The sequence below is a fragment of the Roseovarius sp. B08 genome (assembly GCF_051417955.1).
Classification (GTDB): domain Bacteria; phylum Pseudomonadota; class Alphaproteobacteria; order Rhodobacterales; family Rhodobacteraceae; genus Roseovarius.
This window is the reverse complement of record NZ_JBPRLW010000001.1, coordinates 3090598-3113535: the sequence shown is the minus strand read 5'-3', so window position 1 is coordinate 3113535 and position 22938 is coordinate 3090598. Positions and strand designations below refer to the sequence as shown.

Below are 22938 nucleotides of genomic sequence, written 5' to 3'. Positions count from 1 at the left end.
CCTTACCCGGCCGCGGTCTTGGATCGCCTTACGCGAGCCAGGATCGTAAGTGTTTCCGTTTTGCCGTTATCGAGGCGTTCGACGGTTTCCTGCACGTCAGCAGGATCTGCAAATGCACCCTTCTTCAGCACTTTCACGACGCAGATCGCCAGATTGTCCTGAGCGGGATCATCCAGGTTCTTGATCTCTTCGGCCAATATGGCGCTGATCCTTTGGGCAGAGTTCTTTTGCTGGAACCTCAGCAAGCTCTCGATCTGTTCTTCCGAGATGAACTGAAGCCCGTCACTCGCCGAGATCAGGATATCATCCTCGAAGAGCGTGAAAGGTACCTCGGGGCAATCTATCTGATTGATTTCCCTGCCGATGAGAACCGAGGTCAGACAGTTTTGGTCAGGGTGCTGCATCGCGTCCTTGCGGCTCATGAGCCCGGACTTGACAAGAAATTCGACCTGCGACGACAGCGCGTGGTTATCATTGAGGCGTGTCAGAGTTCCGTTGCGGAAAAGGTACAAAGGTGAGTCTCCGACGGACACCCAGTACAAACGATCCTCTATGAAGATCGTCGCGAGCAGCGTTGCCCCCATGCCGGAGGTTTCGGGATGGGAACGCGCGTAGAGTCCCACGCATTCATTGGCGTTCAATGCCGCCCCCTTGAGCGCGTCGCATACCCGGGCCTCGAGAAGCTCCGGGTCGCCGGACTGCAATTTCAGGCCACTGAAAACCTCGGTTACGACGATCTTGCTGGCAATGTCCCCAGCCTCGTGTCCGCCCATGCCATCCGCCAGCACGACAAAGCCGAATGGTTGGCCCGATGGGAAATCCGAGGCGAGCGCATCCTCTTGACGCTCGCGGCGGCCGAGCTCGATGACCATCGAGGAGTCGTAGGTGAAATCAGCCCTGGTTGGCATAGGCCCGGCCCGCACCTGTTTCCTGATCCCAGGAAAATGCCTGGCAGCAGAGAGGAACAAACCGCAGCGACGTTTCACCGATCGTGATCGTGTCGCCCGCGGCCAGTTCCTCGGTGCTCAAGACAGGTCTGTCGTTTCGGCGAACGATGTTCGCCTTGCCGCCGTGTCCGATGAAGAAGCCTTTCTGACGGGCGTCGTACGCAATCGAGGCGTGGCCGGCGCGCGAAATGCTGTTGTCGCCAAAGTCGAGACGGACGGTCTGATCTTCGCCCCGGCCGATCGTACTGACACCTTGAAACAAGGTGAACGCAGATCCGCGCCCGGGCCCGTCGACGACAATCAGCCAGCCAACCGGGAATGACGTAAAGGGCGCCACACCCGCCTTGTCGTTATCCGACATCGGGTCCGCGTCAGTATCCATGCCTGTGTTGAAACCGAGCAGTCTTGTCTTGACGCGTCCATGACGGCTGGCGCCGCGGCCGACGGCCGGTTGCGGAACCTCGACAGCCGCGCGCGGCTCGGTGGCGGGTTGTGGGTTGCGAACGTCCTGCATCGTCGGCTCGGACGGAACGGCAGGAGGCGTGGGATGTCCGGGCATTTGCGCACTCGGGCGCGGCGCCGCATCACGGGCCCCCATGGGGACGGGATCTTCATCGAATTGCCCTGCGCTGGCAATGGGTTCGGCAAGAGATGGCGTTTCGGTTTGCGTGACGTCATTCGCGCCGGTGAGACCCGACGGGTTCAGGTCCCTCATGAGTTTGTCGATCTGACCCGAAGTGGCCTGCGTGAAGGACGCGTCCGCTGCCTCGTCGTCCTGAATGGAAGGCGTCGGATCCGCGTCTGCAATATGGTCCGGTGTTGCCGTTTGGCCGGAATGCACGTCTGCGGCAGTTGTGATGACCTCGGGACCGAAGACGTCATCCTCGGCGTCCTCATAGTCACCGAAGGAGTCGTCGTATTCGTCGAGAAAGAGGTTCGAGTCATCGGAACTGGCAAAGAACTTCGCGACCTCTTCGCTCATGCCGAGATCCGGATCGGTCGCGTCCTGCGGCAGTGCCGGAGGCTCAACCTCCGTGCCGTACCCGGACGCGTCGTATTCGGTATCAGTGCGGGGCCTCGAAACAGGGGCGGAGGCGTCGGAAGATACGTCTGGCACCTGCGCCTCGGTTGCGGTGGCGTTCGCCTGGGGCATCCCGGAAATCGAGCCGTCCGCCTGCCGTTTCTCGCCGATGATATCGCGAATGAATTTCATGTTTTTTCCTTTCTTTTATCTACTCAAGCCAACCTGCCGTTGCGTCTCTTCGCGAGTCGTTTCCATGCGCGCAGTAGCCCACTGCCTGTTTTCCGACGCGCGTTCGTATCCTCGACTGGGGCCGACTGAGGGGGCGCCGAAGCATCGCCTGATGCGGCTCGAGCCTGGTTGCGTATGTTTCGACCGTCGTTTTCTTCGAGCCAAACCTGCAGATCCTCGATCGGTTGCCCGAAGATATCGACCAGCGGCGAGGGTTCCTCAGGGACCTCGGCCACTGGTTCCACGTCCTGCTTCGAGGTTTTCGGTTTGACCTTGGTATTGGTGTCCTGAACCAGCCACGAGATCGTCGAAGCCAGTTCACGGTCATCTACAATTGCATTTTGACAGGGTGGGGCGGCCATCGTCACAGGCCGAGCAGGCGCCGCAATTGTCTGCAAACCGGCATCTCGATCGGTGGAGAAGTCCGGCTCAGGCTCGTTTACTGGGCCTCGTTCCAACCTGTCCAGCCATTCCTTCGCAGATTGGAAGCGATCTTTCTGCGCTACGGAAAGGGCCTTGTCGATGGCCGACAGAAAGACCGTGTCAAACGCCCAGTTTCCCGCCGCGAGGGGCGTGTAGGGATCCGGCATGTCCGATGTCAGCGCTGCGACCCGCTTCTGACAATCGGGCGGCGCGCTGCCGGTGATCAGGTGATAGAACGTGGCCCCGACGGAGTATATGTCGCTTGACGGTTTCTGATCACCGTCCGTGTAGTAGAACTCATGCGGCGAATAGCCATCCTTCACGGCCATCATGTGTGACAGGGCCCGGGTCTGTCGGATCTTTTCTTCGCGCGCAGCCCCGAAATCGATCATGGTCAGCTTGTTGTCTGCATCGACCAGCAGATTGTCGGGAGATATATCGCGATGCAGCATGCCCATGCCGTGCAGGTAGTCCAAGGCACTCAGTGTTTCGCGGATAAGGCTTTCGACCAGCGCGTCGGTCATCCGTTCGGGTTCAATCTCGAGCAACGTGAGAAGGTCCATACCGTCCACGTAATCCATCGCGATGTAGGCGGTGTTGTTTTCCTGAAACACCTGATGGATCTTAACGATGTTGGTATGGTCGAACTTGGCCATTCGTAGCGCCTCACGCAGGAAGCTGCGAATGACTTTCTGGAACTGTTGCTGAAACTCGGGCTTGTGAGGTCGCACCTCGCCATTCACTCGGCGACATATGATGCTGGGAAAACACTCCTTGATCACCACAACCCGATCCAGGCTATCGCGCGCAAGATAAGTCATTCCGAAGCCGCCGCCGATGAGGTGCCGCTCTATCTTGTACTGGCCGAGAAGCAGGTTCTGACCCGGCGAAAGATCGTCGGATTCGCAGTGACTCAAATTGGTCGCGTTGTTTTGCACGTAAGGACTTTCCCGGGGCTCTCGAAGACGTCGAAGAAATTCAAAACATTCGGACAGACACGCTCACGTTGAGCGGTCATTGTGATGAAAACATGGCGCTAGTTGTCCAAAGACTTGGCATTACGCAGAAATACGTTCGATTGGCGGGCTGTTGTCGGCCCACAGACACGAGCGGCGTTTCAGAGAACCAGTATGAAAAACAGAAACGCGATGAGCGGCATAGTAAAGGCAGCTAGCCGCCATCGGATAGTAAACCTCCCGAGTTCTATGGCCCCGGTTTGTCATGGCCCTCTGTTTGTCGAAGGCATGCCACGAACAGGAACAGCGCGCACTTTGCGAGACCCTGGTGCAGCGCGAAATAGGGAACGGTCTCACAGGGTCGGCCGCCTGCACCGACGATCATCACCATAAGGCCCATCTGGCTGATCGTGGAATAGGCCAAAACAGCCTTCGGGTTCGAGTATTCTGGTCGACTTGGAATTTGCGGAAAGCATTCCTAAAAGATGGGTCCAAAAGCTCATGCCAGTCAGACCTAAGCGGAACTGCACCTAGCCTGATCAGAGCTGTTCGACCTCAAATGTCCAAGCTCCGGGAGACATTTCGTTTCGCACGAGCTGCACGATGCGCGGGTCGATCTGATCCGGCTCCATAAGGCCGCATTGCGCCATCGCGCGGCGCGCATCGACATTCTGGCCGACGTAGTCGAGCACCACCCGTGACGCGGCGGGCTTGCGCCCCAATCGCAGCGGTCCGCCGGTCTGGATTCCGAGAAGATAGTCGATGCCCGCGCTGTAGGACGGGTAGAGGATCATCTGGGTGATCGAGGAGGACAGCGTGGTCTCGTTTTCCACGACATTGATGCGTTCCCCGAGGAAGAACACCAGGCCTTCGTACTTGTGGACCTCGCGCGCGCCTCCCTGAGGGCCCGCGTCGCGTTCAATGTTCTTCCACAGGTAGTAGCCGTCCTTGCGGGTCATCCTGGCGTAGGACCGCATGATGTAGCCGGGATTGCTGAAGGAATGGAAGTACCTGAAATAGCTGCCGCAGTAGCGTTCCAGGGGGGGCGAAAACTGGTTCAGCCGCCGCAGGGTGGGGCCGACGGGCGTCGTCTCGACCTCGCCGCCCGGCTGGCGGCGCAGGGCGATCAGGTCGGCGAAGCGCGCAGGCTCCATCAAGAGCTCGCCCTCGGTGACGCCGAAGAACTCGCAGATCTTGCGCATGTTGTGCCGCGAGGGGCGCACGTGGCCCGAGAGATACTTGTTGAATTGTTGCCGGTTGATGCCGATCCGGCGGCAGACCAGCGCGATGGAGGGCAGGAAGGAGCAGGCGAAGGTGAGATTGGTGGAGAGGGGATCGGAGGTCATGCCCTGACGCTACCTGACGCACTTACAATGTCAACATGCGTCAGCCAGCGAAATTGTGAGGAGGCCCTGCGCATGCCACGATACGCGCCTGGATCACGCAAGGAAGCACCGCATGAATCAGTCCGGACCGCCCGACGGCGTCATCGAGGAACGCCACGTCGAGATCCCCTTGCCGGATGGCTGCATCCTGGCGGCGCGGATCTGGCGTCCGGCCGATGGTGCGCCGGTTCCTGCCATCTTCGAGTTCCTGCCCTATCGCAAGGGCGACGTGACGCTGCCGCGCGACTCGGTGCGCGCGCCCTACATCGCGGCGCGCGGCTATGCCTATGTGCGCGCCGACCTGCGGGGCACGGGCGAGTCCGAAGGGGTGATGGAGGACGAGTATACCGCGCAGGAGTTGCAGGACGGCTGCGACGTGATCGCGTGGATCGCCGCACAGGACTGGTGCGACGGTTCGGTGGGGATGGTCGGTATTTCGTGGGGCGGGTTTAACGGCCTGCAGGTGGCCGCGTTGCAACCGCCCGCGCTGAAGGCGGTGGTGTCCGTCGCCTCGACCGACGACCGCTATGCGGATGACGTGCATTACATGGGCGGCACGATGGTGGTCGACCAGATATCCTGGGCGTCGCACATGTTCGCCATCAACACGCTGCCGCCCGATCCCGACCTCGTGGGCGACAAGTGGCGCGAGATGTGGATGCAGCGGCTGACCGGCTCTGGCCTGTGGCTGAAGAACTGGGCCGAGCACCAGCGCCGCGACGATTTCTGGAAGCACGGGTCGGTCTGCGAGGATATCGGCCGGATCCAGGTGCCGGTCTATGCGGTGTCGGGCTGGGCTGACGGGTATTGCCGGACGGTGTTCCGGCTGATGGAAAACCTGCAATGCCCCAGCAAGGGCCTGGTCGGTCCGTGGTCGCACAAGTATCCGCATATCGGCGTTCCGGGGCCTGCGATCGACTGGCTGGGCGAGGAGCTGCGCTGGTGGGACCAGTGGCTGAAGGGTGTCGAGACCGGCATCATGGACGAGCCGCAGTTGCGGCTTTTCATGCAGGACCACGCCGAGCCTGCCAGCTATTACGCGGAGCGCGAGGGCCGCTGGGTGGAAGAGCCGTCCTGGCCGTCGCCCAACGTGACGCGGACGCCGTTTGGGCTGGGCCGCGACGGGACGCTGGGGCAGGAGGATGCGCCCAAGGGAACGTTGAATATCCGCTCGCCGCTCGGCACCGGGATTGCCGGGGGCAAGTGGTGTTCCTATGCCAATCCGGGCGATCAGCCGGTGGATCAGCGCCGGGACGACGCCGGGAGCCTGGTGTTCGAGACGGAGCCTTTGGAGACGCCGCTGGAGATTGCCGGCGACGCGCAGCTTGAACTGACCTTCTCGGTCGATCAGCCGGTGGCGCAGGTGGCCGCGCGCCTTGTGGACGTGGCCCCCGATGGCGCGGCGACGCGCGTCTGTTATGGCCTGCTGAACCTGACCCATCGCGACAGCCATGAAACGCCCGAGGCGCTGGTGCCGGGGGAAACCTACACCGCGACGGTGCCGTTCAAGCATGTCGCGCAGACGTTCCGCGCCGGGCATCGGCTGCGCCTGTCGGTTTCGACCAGCTATTTCCCCGTGGCCTGGCCCGCGCCAGAGCCGGTGACGCTGCAGCTCGATACCGCCGCCAGCCGTCTTGTGCTGCCGGTGCGCGACATGGATGCGGTGACCCAGCCGCGCGATCTGGGCACGCCCAAGGGCGCGTCGCCGATGGAGAAGGAGGTGCTGGAGCCGGAGCTCGCCGAATGGATCGTGCGCGAGGACCTGGGCACCGGCGAGACGGAGGTGCGGATCGTCGACTCGGACGGGCGCATCCGCATCAAGGACAACGACCTGACCCGCGGTGCGACCTGCGTCGAGACTTATTCCTTCACCGGCACAGACTGGCGCTCGTTCAAGGGGAACGTGGTGTGGGACCTGGACATGTCGCGCGGCGACTGGCGCATGTCCAGCCGCACGGAAACCGAGATGACGGCCACGGCCACGCATTTCGTCATCAACGCCAAGCTGGTCGCCAGGGAAGGCGATGCGATTGCCCACGAACAGACCTGGTCCTGCGAGATTCCGCGCGACCTGGCCTGACCTTTGTTCCGCGCCCTGCGTGGCGCGGGCCATCACTTTTCGTGCCGGGATCGTCCGGCGCCGAACACGAAAGGCCGAAACGGCCAAACAACTGGGAGTAACAAGAATGACCGATCAAATGACCGCCAACAAACCCGGCATCGGGCGTCGCGCGTTCCTGCGCGGGGCTGCAGCGACGGGCCTCGCCGCCACCACCATGCCCCTGGGCTCGCGCATCTGGGCGCAGTCGGGCAAGGTGCTGCGTGTCAGTTCCTATGCCGATATCGACGCGCTCGACCCCGGCTTTTACCAGAACGGCTATAACGTCGATGTCATGAACTGCATCTATTCCAAGCTGGTGCGCTACGTGCCTGGCCGCGAGTGGGAGTGGGAGCTGGAGGCCGCGGAATCCATCGAGCAGGTCGATGACACGCACATCACCTTCAAGCTGAAAGAGGGGCTGATGTTCACCGGCGGCCATGGCGAGATGACCGCCGAAGACGTGAAATTCTCGTTCGAGCGCGTGCTGGAGCATGACAGCCCGGTCAAGAGCGACTGGGGCCCGCTGGACCATGTCGAGGTGACCGGCAAGTACGAGGGCACGATCGTTCTGAAAGAGCCGTTCCAGCCGCTGTGGAGCATCACGTTGCCCTACGGCACGGGCCACATCGTGTCGAAGAAGGCGGTGATGGAGGCCACGGAAAGCGGCGGCAATTTCGGGATGGAGCCGCCGGCTTTTTCCGGCCCTTACATCCTGAAGGAGTGGAAGCCGAACCAGCACGTCCACCTTGTGCGCAACCCTGATTGGAAGGGCGAGGCGCCGGGCTTTGACGAGATCCGCATCCTGCCGATGGACGACACCAAGACCGCCGAACGCGCCTACGAGGCCGGCGATCTGGACTATACCGAGATCACACTGTCATCGCTGGCGCAGTATCGCGGCAACGTGCCGGACAATACTGTGATCGAGGAATACCCGTCGCTTTATTATGTCTGGCTGGGCATGAACCTCGACAACCCCGCGCTGGGTGACGAGAACCTGCGCAAGGCGATCCAGTACGCCATCAATGCCGAACAGATCATCGACGCGGCCCATTTCGGTGAGGCGGCCCCGGCGACCGGCATGATCGCCCCCGGCCTGCCGGGCCACCGTGAGAACCCATCGGTGCCAGTGGCGGGCGACCTGGACAAGGCGCGCGAGTACCTGGAGGCGGCGGGCGGCCCGCCGGCCGAGCCGCTGACCATCGACGCGCTCAATGCCACGGTGTGGAAGACGATTGCCGAGGTGGTCCAGGCGCAGCTGGCGCAGATCGGCATCGAGACGCAGATCAATGTGCAGGATTCCGGCTCGTTCTGGACGCTGGGCATGGAAAGCGAGGGCGAGCGCTGGAAGGACATGCAGCTGGTGCTGAACCGGTTCTCGATGTTGCCGGACCCATACTATGCGACCAGCTGGTTCGTGACCGACCAGGTCGGCATCTGGAACTGGGAGCGGTTCTCGAATGCGGAATTCGACGAGTTGCACGCCAACGCGCTGAGCGAGGCCGACGGCGAGAAACGCGCCGAGATGTACCGCAAGATGCAGGACCTGATGGAAGCGACCGGGGCCTACAAGTTCATCACCCATGAAGGCACGCCGGTGATGTACCGCGAAGGGCTGGAACCGGCGCTGCGGCCTGACGGACGGCCGCTCTTCATCGACTTCGACGGCGAAGTCTAAGCCGACAGGAGACCGCGACCCGTGCTGTTATACGCCTCCCAAAGGCTTGTCCTTTCGGTCGTGATCGTGATGGTCGCGGTCTCCATCCTGACGCTCATGCTGCACGTGGTGCCGGGCGACCCGGCGGTGATGATCCTCGGCCCACGCGCAACGCCGGAACTGATCGAACAGACGCGCGAGGCTATGGGGCTGGACAAGCCGCTGCCGGTGCAGATCATTACGTTTTTCGGCAACATCCTGCGCGGCGATCTGGGGCAAGACGTGTTCACCGGACGGGCGGTGTCGCAGATCGTGTTCGAACAGCTGCCTTACACCTTGATCCTGATCACCGTCTCGATCCTCTGGGCGGCGGTGCTCGGCATCGCTTTGGGCTGTTACTCGGCGCTGCGCCGTAACACGTGGCTCGACACGCTGACCGGGGTGATCTCGGTCGGCACGATCTCGATCCCGGCCTTCGTCATGGCGCTATACTCGGTGCTGGTCTTCGCGGTCTGGTTGCGGTGGCTGCCGGCGATCGGCGCGGGCGAGGGGTTCTGGGACGGGGTCACGCACCTGATCCTGCCGTCCTTTGCCATCGGCGTGTCTTGGGTCGGGTACGTGGCCCGGATCGTGCGCGCCTCGATGCTGGAGGTGATGGGGCAGCCGCATGTGCGCATGGCGCGCGCCTACGGCCTGCCGGACAGATGGATCACCCGCTCGCATATCCTGAAGATCGCTGTGCAGCCCGCCGTGACCCTGATCGGCACGGGCGTGGCGCATCTTTTCTCGGCGGCGGTGTTCGTCGAGGTGATCTTTGCCCGGCCCGGGATCGGCGCGCTGATCGTGCAGGCGGTGAACGAACGCAACTATCCCATCGTGTTGGGCGCGGTTTTGGTCACCACTGGCATCATCGTGCTGGCGACGCTGATCTCGGACCTGGTGATCGCGTGGCTGGACCCGCGCCAGCGGGAGGACATGTGACATGACCGACGCCACGCAAGAGGTCGTCTCCGAACCGGGTGTGATGACCCGGACCTGGCGGGTTCTGTCGGCCAGCCCGACCGGCCTGATCGGTTTCGTGCTGGTGGCGCTGATCGTCGGGTCGGCCATCTTTGCGCCGTGGATCGTGCCCTATGATCCTGCGGCCATCATGACCGGCCCGCGCATGGCGCCGCCCTCGGCCGAGCACTGGCTGGGCACCGACAATATCGGGCGTGACATCTTCAGCCGGGTCATCGCCGGCGGGCGCATCGCCATGCTGGTCGCGGGGGCCTCGCTGGCCGCGGCGCTGAGCATCGGGCTGCTTCTAGGGCTGATCGCCGGTCTCGGGCCGCGCTGGCTGGACAATATCCTGCTGTTGATCTTCGACGCGCTGCGCTCGTTTCCCACCATCGTTTTCGGCCTGGCGGTGGTGACCATCATCGGCCCGAGCCTGTTCACGGTGATGCTGGTCGTGGCGATCACCTCAGTGCCGATCTATGCCCGCATCGTGCGGACCCAGACGATGGCGCTGAAGAATGCCGAGTTCATCCTGGCCGAGCGCGCGATGGGGGTGGGCACGCCGCGCCTTCTGTTCGTGCATGTGCTGCCCAACGTGCTGGGCCCGCTGCTCATCCTGGCGTCGATGGACGTGCCGCTGGTGATCGCGACCGAGGCGGGCCTGAGTTTCCTGGGCATGGGGGTGCGGCCGCCGACGCCGTCTTGGGGCGTGATCCTGAACGACGGCTACAATTTCATCCGCAACTCGCCCTGGCCGGTGATTGGCGGGTCGATCCCGATCATCCTGGTGACGCTGGGCTTTACCTTCATGGGCGAGGCGCTGCGCGACATCTTCGATCCCAAGCTCAGAAAGGCCGGCTGATGGTATCCAGCGTTGCGACAGAGCCGGACCGGCAAACGGAAGGCGGCGCCGAGCCGCTGGTGCGGACCGACGGGCTGTCGGTGGATTTCGCCACGCCGCGCGGGGCGATCCATGCGCTGCGCGACATCACGCTGGACGTGCCCCGGGGCAAGGTGCTGGGCCTTGTCGGGGAAAGCGGGTGTGGCAAGTCCACGCTGGCCTATTCGCTGATCGGCCTTCTGGCCGAGAACGCGCGCATCGCGGGCGGGCGGATCGACATGGATGGCCAGAACCTGGCGCAGCTGAGGCCGAGGGAATGGCGCGCGCTGCGGGGCAGACGGATCTCGATGATCTTTCAGGACCCGATGACCTCGCTCAACCCGGTGACGACCATCGGCCGGCAGATGATGGACATCCAGTATCGTGAAAAGGGCGGGCGGGCCGAGAAACGCGCGCGGGCCATCGAATTCCTGGAGCAGGTGCAACTGCCGGATGCGGCGTCGAAGCTGGATGCCTATCCGCATCAGCTTTCGGGCGGGATGCGCCAGCGGGTGTGCATCGCCATGGCGCTGCTGACGCGGCCGGACCTGTTGATCGCGGACGAGCCGACAACGGCGCTGGATGCGACGCTGGAGATGCAGATCGTCACCCTGCTGCGCGAGTTACAGGAGAAGTTCGGCTGCTCGGTTCTCTTCGTCTCGCACCACCTGGGGACGGTGGCCGAGCTGTGCGACGAGGTGGCGGTGATGTATGCGGGCGAAGTGGTGGAGCGGGGCGACGTGGCGCGGGTGTTCCGCGACCCGTGCCACCCCTACACGCAGGCGCTGTTCGAGTGCGACCCGGCCCGCATCCGAGAGGCGACGCGCCGGCTGCCGACCATTCCCGGCACCTTGCCGGACCTGCGGCGCCCGCCCGCGGGATGCGCGTTTCGCGCCCGCTGTCCCAAGGCGTTCGAGCGCTGCAAGACCGAGCATCCGCCGCTTTACGATGCCGGCGGGGGGCAGGCGGCCCGGTGCCATCTGAACGACCCGGCGGAGGACAGGGCATGAGCCTTCTGGAAGTCGAGGACCTGCGCATCCGGTATGCGCGGCAGGGGCGTCTGAAGGCCGCGCTGCGCCGCGAGCCATATGATTTCGAGGCGGTGTGCGGCGTGTCCTTCACGCTGGGCGCGGGCGAGACGCTGGGGCTGGTGGGTGAAAGCGGCTCGGGCAAGTCCACCATCGCGCGCACGCTGATCGGGCTGAAGAAAGCCTCGGGCGGGTCGATCCGCTTTGACGGGGCGGAAATATCGCAGGCCTCGGCCCGCGAGTGGTCCCACCTGCGCACCGATATGTCGATGATGTGGCAGGACCCGGTGGGGTCGCTGTCGCCCCGGCTGAAGGTCAAGTCGCTGGTGACCGAACCGCTGCGCATTCACGGGCGGCCCGCCGGCCGCGACGAGGCCGAGCGGCTGTTGGGCCTCGTGGGGCTGCCGGCCGAGTTTGCCACGCGCTATCCCCACCAGCTGTCGGGCGGACAGGCGCGGCGGGTCGGAGTGGCGCGGGCGCTGGCGCTGGACCCCAGGTTGCTGATTGCAGACGAGCCCACCGCCGGATTGGATATGTCCGTGCAGGGCGAGGTACTCAACCTGCTCGCCGATGTGCAGACCCGCAGCGGCGTTGCGATTGTGATCATCACCCACAACCTCAACCTCGTGCGCCATGTCACCGACAAGATGGCAATCATGTATCTGGGCCGTTTCGTCGAACAGGGGCCCACAAATCAGATATTCGCCCAACCCTGTCATCCCTACACCAAGGCGCTGCTCGAGGCGAACCCGCAGCCCGATCCTGAAGCGCGGCACGATTTCGTAGCACTGAGCGGTGAGGTGCCGAGCCCGGTCAACCGCCCCTCGGGCTGTGACTTTCACCCACGCTGCCCTCGGGCGCGCAAGACCTGCGCCACAACAGAGCCGAATTGGACTGAAGACGCCAGCCGCGGATATAGGTGCCTGTTTCCATTGTGAAATGCTCTTCACGAAAAGAGAACGGATATGCCGCTTGTCGGTGCATCCAAGCTTTCTCGACTGGAATAACGCTTCAAGAAATTATCGAGCAACATCTAGAACGCTTCCAGTAGTTGTTCCTTGTGCTCTTAATAGCTGTCGCTCCGTCAGGTGCTATGCTCGCATCAATTGTTCACGTGCTAATCATTACTGACTAAAGGGCCGCCATTGTTCCATCTACGGCTCGCCTAGGTTTCGAATTTGTTCCTCGGATGCTTCAAGAGCCGAGAAAAGATTTTGCTGCACAAGTTTACGAAACAAATAAATACATGAGATTTGCGTCTTGGATAAGTTGCTTTTTGACTGGATCCGCAGCTGACCTAATCTCAGTCTAAGCGTGCAAAAGTTCCTAAGTTTAAAGGCTTTCGAGTACGCTACATTGACCGCGTCGGGCGCTGGTGTTTAGTTTAATGCTCTTATCCTCGATGAACTGGTAGACAGCGAATAACGGAAGGAAGGCAATTCGTGAAACATGCATTGATGACCGCTGCCCTTATGGCCTTGGTCTCTAACGCAGCCTTTGCAGATCAGGACGTGACAGAAGAAGTTCGTGACGCTGATGTCGAGGCCGGTGAAAGCCTCTATCAGTCGGTCTGCAGAAACTGCCACGGCCCCAAGGCTCAGGGCGTTGCGAGCTATCCGCGGCTGTCCGACAAAGATACGGGTTATTTGACCAACAAACTGGAGCGTTATCGCGAAGGCGAGAAGATAGGCCCGAACTCGATGCTGATGATCCCGCACGCCAAGAATCTTTCGGACCAGGATATCCTCAATATTACGACGTATATCACCACGGAATTCCAGTAAATGCGTCTATACGGCGGTTCGATCTGTCAACGGTCTTTCGCCGACCGAGACCTATTGCCGTAACGCCCCCTCCTTCTACCTTTATCGAGACGGCGCGGATCGCCCGAGCAGAGGCTGGTTGAGTCGTCACAAAGCAGCCAAGGGAGGAAAACATGCTAAAGAGCTCATTCAAACCATCCGGTTTCCCCGTTCTGCCGCTGGTGGCTGGACTGTCCATGTGTATGGCGTCTGCCGCAGTCGCGCAGTCCGGGATGAACACCACCAGTCTTCAGCACGAGGTAGTGTTGTCGGATTTGGAAAACCCGTGGGACATGGCCTTTCTCGACGATGGCACGATGCTTTTTACCGAGAAATGCAAAGGCCTGTCGGTGCGGATGCCAGACGGCACCGTGACCGCACTTTATGGCGTAGGCGAGACCGAGGGCTATGCCGCCAGCGGCGAGGACCTGTTCTGCGAAGGTCAGGCAGGAATGATGGGGGTGGCTTTCGACCCCAACTTTGACGAGAACCGTCGGATCTACGTCTACTCGACGTCGGACATGTCGGACCCGCACACCAACCGGCTGATGCGGTTCACCGTAAACGAGGATTTCACCGGCGTTTCGAACCGGACGGACATCGTCGATGACGTGCCTTACAAAATGGAGGCCTCGGAGCACCCGTTTGGCGGGCCCGGCGCACATAACGGCGGGCGTGTACGTTTTGGGCCGGATGGTGCCCTATGGCTGACGACAGGCGACAACCACAATCCTGAAATCCCGCAAAGCCCGACGATGATGGGCTCCAAGGTCCTGCGGATGGACACGGACGGCAACGCGCATCCAGACAACACCCCGCCAGAGGGCTTTGACGATCGCATATACACCTACGGACACCGCAACGTTCAGGGCATCGCATTCCATCCGGAGTCCGGCGCAGCGATCACCGCCGAACACGGGCCGTGGCATTCCGACGAAATCACCATTCTCGAAAACGGCGGTAACGCCGGTTGGGACCCGCGCGATAACATGGCTGGACGTGGCGACTGCCCGGATGGCTATTGCGGCTACATGCCAAATCAGGATGAAGGCATGAACCGTTATGAACGCGCGGCCTTCATGCCGATGACTGATTTCGAGACCTATCCCGACGCGATGCCGCCGGTCTGGACCAATAATGGATGGTCCCAAGGTACAGGCTCGGCTGCGTTCCTCGAAGGTGAGGAATGGGGCAGCTGGGACAACGCGATGGTCGTCGGCATCATGGGCATTGGCTTTGGCGGCACGCCGATCGGCCAACGGATCGACGTGATCGAATTCAACGAAGACGGAACCGAGGTTCTCGACGTGACCGAAATGACCCTGCCGATGGAGGCCGGCCGCTTCCGCTCTGTCGTGCTCGGACCGGATGGCAGCCTCTATACGGCAGTCGATGAAGGTATGATCCACAAGCTGACACCGGGTAGCTAGGACCCTCATAAGGCCGTGCCGGGAATCCGACGCGGCCCTATTGCTGATGGCTGGAATGGATCAAGTCAGGCCAGACGCCGGATGAGATTGCCGTGGTGTAAAAAACCACATGAATCGCGTTTAACAGACGCTGAACATCGCCTTCCTTGCCTCTGATATCGTGCGCTATGTTCTCGCCGGCAAAAAGCCAATAGGTCTGACTTCCACCCGGGTTGCGTCACATGAGCTTGCCGCAGTCTGGAAAGAACAGCGGTCGTTGATCGCAAGACCCTGAGTCCACACCAAACTGGTAAGACAAAAATGCGCCACTGAGACACTCGGGCATTTTACCGACAGATTGTTTGGCCATTTCCGTCTCTGCAAATCCCATGAGCTCGTAACTCACCGGATTTTCGCGATATTATTGCGCAAACTGATGACGGCTCAGTATGTCGGGTGTGGGTGGCAGCCCGTAGGGGATTGCCACCAGCCCGAAAAACCCAAGAAATGAAGGGCGAGGTGTCCCACGGTGCCGGCGTATGGGCTCCATACTGATCAAGGACTTAACGTTAATGTGTCCCACGCGTCCGACGGCGACATGACAGACGGCAGTTGGCTTACGGCACATCCAGATGAAGCACGAAAGCGTCTTTAAATGCCTTTCGTCGCGTCGGCTCAGCGCCAAAGAATGGAAGCCCGCGGATTTCGTGCGGCTCTTGCGCCGCAAGATCTCCGCCATTCTCGGCATCCCAGGCGATTGCCTCCAAGAACCTGCTTTTCCAGGCCTCGCTGTCCCAGCCTCGATCTCCTTTCGGTTCGATGAATACCTGCCGGCAGAGCGGAGCGCCCCCTTTCCGACGCATGAGCAGGATGTAGTCTGGTTCGGTCGCCCTGTCGCCGCCGATCTCGTGCAGCTTGATCATCTTCTCGTTGCGAATGACGAAGAACTCGTCGAATGCCTTCGCGATATCGGTCTGCATGCTGGCGATGAAGGCCACGAACTCCTTCTCCTCACTCGTGCCATAGCAATCGTCGAAGACATGCCAATCCGCATTAGCCAGATTTACGCCGCGGGTCGACGCGACGTCGGACTCCTGCCAGGATTTCATCGTTTCGCCCGGAACGGAGAGCTTCAGGACACGATCCTTTAAGATGCCGGAGATGCGCTTCGGGAAGAACTCCTTCGACCCTTCGTGCGTAGCTTGGGCGCGACGCACATCGCTTGCAATGGCAGATAGAACCGTCCTGGCCACATGCAGGGCATCTGAGCGCGATAGAGGGGCCAGTCGCTCCTGCGGGCCCCTGACGGTGACCTGGATTTCTCCCAAGCTGTCGCCGTCGAGGAGGAACCTCCTGAGCGACTGAAGTTTCGGGAATGCCTGCCGAAGCTCCGCCACCCTGAAGCTTTCGATCTCGTCGCACGCCCGACGCAGCACCGGATAGCCGAGGTCGGAGAGCTTCAGTTCGTATTCGGCTGCTGACACGGCCCCGCCGGCCCCGGTGGTGCCTTCACCTTCGGCATCAAAAGCCCCTGTCTCCATGGCCCGGCCGGTGTAACCAGCAGGCAGATCGACGAGGAACCCTCGCTCGGAAAGAACATCTTTTGCGCTCCGCGTTGTCTTGTCGACTGGCACACTCTTGTTCGCCCACAGGCAGTAACCCTTGAAGACCTCGGTGTCCTTGAAGCCTGGCTTCACTTTCAGCTCGACGGTTTTTTCGCCCTCGGACAGCGCGCCTGTGATGACCAGTGCCTTCTTCAGGTCCGAGAGGTATTTCGGCTCGTGGGTGCAATGATAATGCATCTGCTCCAGCAGTCGCAGCTCAGAGCCGTGATCATCGTCATACTTGCGTAGCGCGGCGGGCTTCTCGACATCCTCAGGGTCAGCGAAGGGGAAGTAGCGTGCCCCCCGGCCTATTAGCTGCGCCTCGCGCATTGTCGTCTCCGACGGCTTCTTGCCTGAGCCGGCTTTCTCGCTCAGCCTGACCACGTCGAAGAGGTTCAGCACGTCCCAGCCCTCATCCAGCTTGTTCACGGCAAAAATGCAGCGGATCGGGTTGCCTGGGTCTTCCAGGCTGTTCAGTAGGATCTGCTGCCTGCCCAAGTCGCCTGGTTCGTTCACATTCGTTGTCCGGGCCTCGCTGAATTGCGTTCGAAGAGCGAGAACCAGATTCTCGTAAGTGCCACCCGGGGCAAGTGCATCAAAGGCGTTGATCAATGTCTGATCAGCTGGGTCGGCTGCCGCGGCCGAAGTGTGGAGCCCCTGCAAGCGATCAGCTTGCAAATGATCAATCAGGTCACGGAAGGAATCCTCATTTGACTTCGACTCCTTAATAGTCGCTGACTTCATCAGCACCACCGGCTTCCAGTCTTCGCCCAGGAGTTCACGCGCGAGAGCACGCCGGTATTCGCTGAGCACGATGGCTTGGAGCATTCGGTCTTCGACAGAAACCTCGGCCTGCCTCAGCTCGATATCCTTGGAATACCCGTCCGCCCGGAAGGAGCGGAGGGGGTAGTCCATGATCATCTTGTCGGCATACTTGGCTGCGATGTCGGAGTGATCCATGTCCACAGTGGCACTGAACTCAAGGAGGACGTTCTCCGGGTGCTGGGCGAGGACCTTGCGAACCGTGTATTCCCAGCTCTTTTCTTCCTCTTCCTCTGTCTGGGACAGCTTGCTCTTCGTCAGGGCGTTAATGTGGTGAGCCTCGTCCGAGATCATGACGACCCGGCGCTCTTCGAAATCCTCGAACGTGAGGCCGTTTTCCTTGGGATTGTTCAGGACCGTGTGCAACCCTTGGATCGTCGTGAAGACGATATTGATCGCATCCGGGGCGGCGGCGTCGAAGTTGGTCACATCTTGCACGGGAATGGTGTCATCCCCAATGCGAACAGCCGGTGCGAAGAGATACTTGCTGGAAGCCGAGTTAATGAAGTTTGCCTTCGTCTTCTCGACGATCTGCGACGAGTTCACGAAGAACAGGAAGTTGCGATAGCCCTGCGTCCACAGGTGCAGCATCGCGGAGGCCATGATGACCGTCTTCCCGGAGCCGGTCGCCATGTGAAACAGCAGGTGCGCCGGCCCTGTGCGCTTCTGCCCCATCTGGTGGGCGAAGCGGCGAATGGCCGTTTCCTGATAGGGGCGGAGCGCAATGCCTGAGGCGAGGTTCTCCAGCACATGTTCCGGGACCTCGGGCAGGACGCCGCCCATTTCTTCGAAGGCGGTGATCTTTTCGTGCAGGATCATTCAGCGGCCTCCGACATGCCGTAGAATGCTCGAGTGAGCTTGCGGTCGCGCTCGCTCAGTCCATGCATCTCGTCATCCATATCGCCTACGTTGACGTAGAGATGGTCAGCGGCGACTGCTTCGCGCAGCGTGCGACGCTTCATAGTCGGAGAATGCTCGGCCCAGTCCGAGGATCTCAGACCGTCCGGGTCGATGTCATGTCGGAGGAAGGGGGCCTCCGTCAGTTCGTCACGCAGTCCATCGAGCTCATCCTCATTGGCCGCGTCGACCCGAGAGACAAAGTCCTGCCCTTCGGAGGCAATCTCCGTGTAGATGAATGAGCCGCCGCCGGTGTCTGGCCATTTAACAACCTTGGATACACCGCCTTGTTCACCTGCTACGACCCTCTTCAATCTCTCCACGGTCAGGTCGCGGACGTAGTCCATTTGCTCGACAGCGATCCAGCGACGACCCATCTTATGTGCTACGGCCGCTGTGGTGCCCGAGCCCGCAAAAAAGTCGAAGACAAGGTCATTCGGTTCAGTCGACATCTGAATGACGCGTCTCAGCAAAGCTTCTGGTTTCTTCCCGTTCTTGAGTTTCGCGCCGCCTTCCTGCGCGATACCATTATATGAAATGTCATTCCATATCGACGTAAGCAACTTCGTGGGGCCATTTACGCCGTCAACATTCCTGATCTTGTTGGAGTAGAAGTATATCTGTTTTCCTGCAACGATGTAGATCGTGCCGGTCCGGTTTTCGACCTGAAGAATCCCATCCGGGTTATCTCTTGAGGCGTTGCGCGCCTCGACAACATGATTGGCCGCATCATCGGCGATGGTGACCGGTTGAAAAACCTTATCGGCATTCTGCAAGGCGTAATCTGCCACAAACTGAGCGAACACCGACCTGCCCAACGCCTTTCGGGCTTCCTTCGCGTTGTTGAAACCTTGTTCGTCTGCGACCACCTCGAAAAGCGACTCGATAAGCCAATCGGACGCGGGAGCTTCAATATTACGGATAATTTTGTTGTATGCGTAATCGTATTCTGAGCGAACGAAAATCGGCTGATACTTCCAATGCCCTCGATTCCGCGCATAAACTAAGATAAACTCCGATTGATCATAAAGTGAGGGGTTGGCAACCTTATGACCAGACGGGTCCGATGTCTTGACCGTCACGATGCTCACTCTGTTCTCTCGTCCGATCACTTCGTCTGCCAAAGGTAGTAGGTAGCCCAACTCTTTTTCGTCAATCTGAATGAAAATCGCTCCGTCTTCCCGCAATACAGAGCATGCTGCACGTATCCGGTCTTGCATAAACGTCAGCCAAGTGGAGTGTGTGAACCGATCATTATAGCGGAACCCGTCGTTTCCGGTGTTGTAGGGCGGATCAATATAGATCAATTTTACGCCTTCGGTTGCCACACGGTTTCCAAAATGCGCTTTCAGCGAGTGGAGTGCGAATAGGTTATTGCCCTTTATGAGCAGGTTCTCCTTGCCCGTTACCTCATCTACCTCGGCCGGCTTACCTGCTGCCACGGCATCGGCATCCCAGCGCTCCCATCCGCAGAGCGCCTTCGGTTCCTCCAGCCGGATCACCTCGTCCGGGGCGACGATGCGGTTTACAAACCGCTCCGAGCCGCCGCGGTCTTCGCGCGTCATACCACCGGCGAGAACGCAATCCTTGTAGGGCCAGTCGAGAACCACTTCGCGACCCTTGCGGAGCGCCTCGCCGGCCGCTGACAACCCGATCTTGTTACCGTAGGCGGTGAAGCTGTCGGGCAAGAAGTCTCGCATGGTCACAGTCTGCATGAACAGCACTTTGTCGAAGACGAGCGTCCCTCCCACGTCTTCGAAGAAGGCTTCCCGGAGGCTGTCGTTGCCCGCCAGCGCGCCCAGAAGGTCCGGCTGCATGTTCAGCGCCCGATCCTCCACACGAGACCGGATAAGGTCACCTTGGACGTTCACAAGGTCTGGCAGTTCGGCAAGGACATCTTTCAGCGCGGTGAGGATGGAAGTCATTTCAGTCCTTTATCGGGAGTTCTGGAGTTTTCGCCAAGGTCGCGGAAATCGACGGCGCCGACAACGGATTTCCTCCCAAAAAAGGGTTCGGGAACGCTTTTTCGTGCATCGGGATCGACCGACATCCTTCCTGCCGCCCCGTCGTGGGGCGGTAATACCCGGTAATATCGCTACCGTGTATTACACCCCCAGCCGGAGACGACAGATGTCCAAGCACGAGAAGACCTTCAACCCCGAATCCGTGATCGATCCCGATCTGCTGCGCCGCACCGAGGCCGCGATCCTTGCCCTGACGGCCGAGAACAACGGCAAGATGCCGACCCAGCAGGCCATCAACGAGCGCGTGAAGACGTCCTTTACGCGGCTTGGCCCCGCTGTGAATGCGGTCAAGGCGCGCCTGCTGGCGACCCAGACCAAGCTCGCGAACATGCCGGAGATTCCCGAAGATCTGCGGCTCGCACACGAGCAGATGCTCAAGGACCTCTGGGCCCGCACACGCGACCTTCAGAACGGCGAGATCGTGGACCTGCGCCGCGCCCAGGCTGCGAAGGATGAGAGCCATCGCCAGGATATGTCCGAGCAGCAGGACATCATCGCCATGCTCGAGAACGACCGAGACAACCAGGCGGCGCGAGCCGAGGCCGCCGAGGCTGCGTGCGCTGAGCTCCATGAGCAGCTGAAGGCGGCAACCACTGACCTCGCCGCCGCACATGCCCGGCTGGCTGAGCGTGACGAGATCTTTGCCATGCTGACATCGCGCGAGAGCGCTGAAGCCCATATTGCGGACGCCACAGTCGACGCGGAGACGAAGAAGACCTCCCGTCGATCCCGGAAGACAGACGACCCTGAAACGGCTGACCTCCCGGTTCCGGGGATCGCTACCGAACAAGGGTCCGGTCCTTCCGCTTGACCTTCGGGCCCTCCTCGATCTGGTCGCGGTGCCGCGCGGCCAGATCGGGACTCAACGCCTTCCCGATATCCTGGCGACCGGTGTTCAGATCGAAGCCTCTGTGGGCGGCGCCGCCTTCCAGCACCTGCATCCCGATCTCAAACTTCGCCCGTAACGGCGCATCCCCTTCCAGCAACCGCACGGCGTCGCGCGTCGCCATGTAGGCCGCGCGCAGATCCAGATTGGTCGTGGCGTTGAGGCGCTCGCCGACCTTCTTCGGGTCGGCCCCCGGGGAAATCGCCCAGGCCCCAGGAAAGCTGGCCTCGCTGTAGGTCGCCGCCTCGGCATTCGCGACCTCGCGCAGAGCCTCCGGGACCGCCTGTTGACTGCGCTCCAGTCCCTCGGCGACGACGGCCGCGCGGCGCCGCAGCTCGGCTTCCTCCTTACGGCGCGCCGTCTCGCGCGCCGCCTCGTCCTCGCGCCGGCCGAAGGCACGCTTGGCAATGTCGAGCACGAAGTCATAGGCCGGGAGGATAGCGTCGATCAGCGAGGCGCGGTCGTTCTTCTCCACCGGGGCATTCGGCCCGAATTTCAGGCCTTCGCGCTTCTCCTCGGTCTTTTCCTGATAGTCGACCTCGCGGTTCTCCACGGCATCCCAGCCGCGGAGCATGGCCTTTTTTAGCGCCTCGGCGTCCGCTGCCTGGCGTGCTCCGCGTTCGATCTCTTCCTCGCCCCGCGCTTTGGTCGTGGCCGCCTCGCTCGCCTGGACGAGAACCCCTACCTTGTCGGCCTGGAGTTCCACCGACTGGCGTGTGAGGTCCTGTGCCTCTGCGCCGGCCTCTCGGAGCATCTTGCGGATCTGGTCCTCCTGGCGCCCGATCTGAGCAGCCAGCTTGGCGCTCCGCGCCGCATCCTTTGCCTGCTGCTCCTTGGCCGCCTTCAGCTTGTTGTATTCGGCGGTAGACAGCCGGGTCGCACGCGGACCCCTGCGGAGGAGGCCGGCCGGGCTGAAGACGTTCTCGTGGATGCTGTCCTGCCAGGCGCGCATGGCATCACAGTAGGCGCGGTTGCCGGCTTTCCGGACATCCTTTGGGTCTTCCTCGCTATCCTTGTGCTCCAGATGGAAATCGGCTTTGGCGGCCTTGCCGGGATGAAGGTGATCGACCCGCCCGCGCATCGGATCGAGAGCGTAGAAATGGGCATGGACCATACGCTCGTCGAGGTGAATCACACCCATCATCATCTTCCCACCGAGCGGGTCCAGACGCTTGCGCTCATCCTCCATGGCCTTGCGAAGAAGCCCCCGGCAATTCTCGAGCAGAGCGGGATCGGCGAGAGCATCCAAGGACGTGACCGGGAGAGAGACGATCGTCGTGTGCAAGGTGGGCGCATCGGCACGAAGCTTTCGCCGACGCGTCTGAACGGTGCCGTCCTTCTTCGTATACCGGAAGCTCTCCTTCCTGGCAGCGGCGGCGACATGCGCATCCCGCAACGCATCGAAGCTCGAAACTTCGCCGGCCATGATCTCCGGCGGCGGCCCACCTTTGCCGACATGCAATGAGGCCAGCCTCTTTCGCTCGGCTTCCTCCATGATCTCCTGTGCTGTCCAAGCCTTCTGACCGTTCTTCTTCTTCGCGGTCGCGTCGGGCCCGGCGCCCGGCGCGCCCTTGACCGAATAGGTCTCCATGTGGGCAAATTGAAATCCCTGCATCGCTGCGCTCCGCCTCCTGATTTTGATTGAAGCGGAGGGGAAATAGGTAAGACGTGCTGGCGCGGAAAAATGATCGGCGACGCCCGTCGGGGCCCGGGCGCAATACCCATAGGGACCGACTATGCGTATTCCGAGACGCCCCTGCGGGGCTGAATACGCGCGGCTCTCCGAGGGCCCCTCGCGCCGGGGAGGCGGTCCTGCGCGGACGGCGGCAGGGCGTTCGCCACCCCTGCACTCCGGCGCCTTCCGGC

17 protein-coding genes are annotated in these 22938 nt (G+C 61.3%); 9 read left to right on the top strand and 8 right to left on the bottom strand.

Translation table 11 applies throughout. The features are described 5' to 3' along the window. Nucleotides 1-2: 2 nt before the first annotated feature. From ACSQ76_RS15875 to ACSQ76_RS15855, 5 genes are all read right to left on the bottom strand, one after another. Nucleotides 3-872: a PP2C family protein-serine/threonine phosphatase gene (locus ACSQ76_RS15875; RefSeq protein WP_437157354.1), complete on the bottom strand. Its 870-nt coding sequence runs from the start codon at nucleotides 870-872 to the stop codon at nucleotides 3-5. Nucleotides 873-891: 19 nt separating this feature from the next. Further along, nucleotides 892-2160 (bottom strand): FHA domain-containing protein, encoded by a 1269-nt coding sequence (locus ACSQ76_RS15870; RefSeq protein ID WP_437157353.1) that lies wholly within the window; start codon nucleotides 2158-2160, stop codon nucleotides 892-894. Nucleotides 2161-2183: 23 nt separating this feature from the next. Then, nucleotides 2184-3560: a serine/threonine protein kinase gene (locus ACSQ76_RS15865; RefSeq protein ID WP_437157352.1), complete on the bottom strand. Its 1377-nt coding sequence runs from the start codon at nucleotides 3558-3560 to the stop codon at nucleotides 2184-2186. A gap of 265 nt (nucleotides 3561-3825) precedes the next feature. Then, nucleotides 3826-4002, bottom strand: a complete 177-nt coding sequence (locus ACSQ76_RS15860) for a proton-conducting transporter transmembrane domain-containing protein (RefSeq protein ID WP_437157351.1) — start codon at nucleotides 4000-4002, stop codon at nucleotides 3826-3828. Between the two features lie 115 nt (nucleotides 4003-4117). Then, nucleotides 4118-4924 carry a helix-turn-helix domain-containing protein gene (locus ACSQ76_RS15855; protein ID WP_437157350.1) on the bottom strand — a complete coding sequence of 269 codons (807 nt, stop codon included), beginning with the start codon at nucleotides 4922-4924 and terminating at the stop codon, nucleotides 4118-4120. A 112-nt stretch (nucleotides 4925-5036) separates the two neighbouring features. On the opposite strand from ACSQ76_RS15855, the gene ACSQ76_RS15850 reads away from it, so the two are divergent. The 8 genes from ACSQ76_RS15850 to ACSQ76_RS15815 all read left to right on the top strand — a co-directional run bounded on the left by ACSQ76_RS15850 (nucleotide 5037) and on the right by ACSQ76_RS15815 (nucleotide 14860). Next, nucleotides 5037-7043 carry a CocE/NonD family hydrolase gene (locus ACSQ76_RS15850; protein ID WP_437157349.1) on the top strand — a complete coding sequence of 669 codons (2007 nt, stop codon included), beginning with the start codon at nucleotides 5037-5039 and terminating at the stop codon, nucleotides 7041-7043. A 106-nt stretch (nucleotides 7044-7149) separates the two neighbouring features. Continuing rightward, the gene (locus tag ACSQ76_RS15845) at nucleotides 7150-8742 is read left to right on the top strand and encodes an ABC transporter substrate-binding protein (protein WP_437157348.1); all 1593 of its coding nucleotides are present in this window, start codon (nucleotides 7150-7152) and stop codon (nucleotides 8740-8742) included. A gap of 21 nt (nucleotides 8743-8763) precedes the next feature. Further along, nucleotides 8764-9702, top strand: coding sequence for an ABC transporter permease (locus tag ACSQ76_RS15840; protein WP_437157347.1), 939 nt, complete (start codon nucleotides 8764-8766; stop codon nucleotides 9700-9702). A 1-nt stretch (nucleotide 9703) separates the two neighbouring features. Beyond that, the gene (locus tag ACSQ76_RS15835; RefSeq protein WP_437157346.1) at nucleotides 9704-10582 is read left to right on the top strand and encodes an ABC transporter permease; all 879 of its coding nucleotides are present in this window, start codon (nucleotides 9704-9706) and stop codon (nucleotides 10580-10582) included. Next, nucleotides 10582-11610 carry an ABC transporter ATP-binding protein gene (locus tag ACSQ76_RS15830; protein ID WP_437157345.1) on the top strand — a complete coding sequence of 343 codons (1029 nt, stop codon included), beginning with the start codon at nucleotides 10582-10584 and terminating at the stop codon, nucleotides 11608-11610. Before ACSQ76_RS15835 ends, ACSQ76_RS15830 begins: the two co-directional genes overlap by 1 nt. Next, complete coding sequence (locus tag ACSQ76_RS15825) at nucleotides 11607-12566, top strand: oligopeptide/dipeptide ABC transporter ATP-binding protein (protein WP_437157344.1); 960 nt, start codon at nucleotides 11607-11609, stop codon at nucleotides 12564-12566. The genes ACSQ76_RS15830 and ACSQ76_RS15825 overlap by 4 nt, the downstream gene beginning before the upstream one ends. 504 nt (nucleotides 12567-13070) lie before the next feature. Continuing rightward, nucleotides 13071-13412 (top strand): c-type cytochrome, encoded by a 342-nt coding sequence (locus tag ACSQ76_RS15820; protein WP_437157343.1) that lies wholly within the window; start codon nucleotides 13071-13073, stop codon nucleotides 13410-13412. A gap of 152 nt (nucleotides 13413-13564) precedes the next feature. Beyond that, a complete protein-coding gene (locus tag ACSQ76_RS15815) occupies nucleotides 13565-14860 on the top strand; it encodes a PQQ-dependent sugar dehydrogenase (RefSeq protein WP_437157342.1) in 1296 nt (431 codons plus the stop codon). Nucleotides 14861-15456: 596 nt separating this feature from the next. Here the strand turns inward: ACSQ76_RS15815 and ACSQ76_RS15810 are convergent. Both ACSQ76_RS15810 and ACSQ76_RS15805 read right to left on the bottom strand, forming a co-directional pair. Then, on the bottom strand, nucleotides 15457-18084 hold the full coding sequence (locus ACSQ76_RS15810) for a DEAD/DEAH box helicase family protein (protein WP_437157341.1): 2628 nt from the start codon (nucleotides 18082-18084) through the stop codon (nucleotides 15457-15459). Then, nucleotides 18081-20087, bottom strand: coding sequence for a DNA methyltransferase (locus ACSQ76_RS15805; RefSeq protein ID WP_437157340.1), 2007 nt, complete (start codon nucleotides 20085-20087; stop codon nucleotides 18081-18083). The genes ACSQ76_RS15810 and ACSQ76_RS15805 overlap by 4 nt, the downstream gene beginning before the upstream one ends. A gap of 205 nt (nucleotides 20088-20292) precedes the next feature. Here ACSQ76_RS15805 and ACSQ76_RS15800 point away from each other — a divergent pair, with 205 nt between their 5' ends. Next, entirely contained in the window at nucleotides 20293-20997 is a 705-nt protein-coding gene (locus ACSQ76_RS15800; protein WP_437157339.1) for a hypothetical protein, read from the top strand. Here the strand turns inward: ACSQ76_RS15800 and ACSQ76_RS15795 are convergent. Next, entirely contained in the window at nucleotides 20966-22663 is a 1698-nt protein-coding gene (locus tag ACSQ76_RS15795; protein ID WP_437157338.1) for a hypothetical protein, read from the bottom strand. The genes ACSQ76_RS15800 and ACSQ76_RS15795 overlap by 32 nt on opposite strands. Nucleotides 22664-22938: the final 275 nt, after the last annotated feature.

Coding starts and splice junctions, on each gene's coding strand:
- ACSQ76_RS15875 (WP_437157354.1), bottom strand. CDS start 872: ATGGTCATCGAGCTCGGCCGCCGCGAGCGTCAAGAGGATGCGCTCGCC.
- ACSQ76_RS15870 (WP_437157353.1), bottom strand. CDS start 2,160: ATGAAATTCATTCGCGATATCATCGGCGAGAAACGGCAGGCGGACGGC.
- ACSQ76_RS15855 (WP_437157350.1), bottom strand. CDS start 4,924: ATGACCTCCGATCCCCTCTCCACCAATCTCACCTTCGCCTGCTCCTTC.
- ACSQ76_RS15850 (WP_437157349.1), top strand. CDS start 5,037: ATGAATCAGTCCGGACCGCCCGACGGCGTCATCGAGGAACGCCACGTC.
- ACSQ76_RS15845 (WP_437157348.1), top strand. CDS start 7,150: ATGACCGATCAAATGACCGCCAACAAACCCGGCATCGGGCGTCGCGCG.
- ACSQ76_RS15835 (WP_437157346.1), top strand. CDS start 9,704: ATGACCGACGCCACGCAAGAGGTCGTCTCCGAACCGGGTGTGATGACC.
- ACSQ76_RS15830 (WP_437157345.1), top strand. CDS start 10,582: ATGGTATCCAGCGTTGCGACAGAGCCGGACCGGCAAACGGAAGGCGGC.
- ACSQ76_RS15825 (WP_437157344.1), top strand. CDS start 11,607: ATGAGCCTTCTGGAAGTCGAGGACCTGCGCATCCGGTATGCGCGGCAG.
- ACSQ76_RS15815 (WP_437157342.1), top strand. CDS start 13,565: ATGCTAAAGAGCTCATTCAAACCATCCGGTTTCCCCGTTCTGCCGCTG.
- ACSQ76_RS15810 (WP_437157341.1), bottom strand. CDS start 18,084: ATGATCCTGCACGAAAAGATCACCGCCTTCGAAGAAATGGGCGGCGTC.
- ACSQ76_RS15805 (WP_437157340.1), bottom strand. CDS start 20,087: ATGACTTCCATCCTCACCGCGCTGAAAGATGTCCTTGCCGAACTGCCA.
- ACSQ76_RS15800 (WP_437157339.1), top strand. CDS start 20,293: ATGTCCAAGCACGAGAAGACCTTCAACCCCGAATCCGTGATCGATCCC.
- ACSQ76_RS15795 (WP_437157338.1), bottom strand. CDS start 22,663: ATGGAGACCTATTCGGTCAAGGGCGCGCCGGGCGCCGGGCCCGACGCG.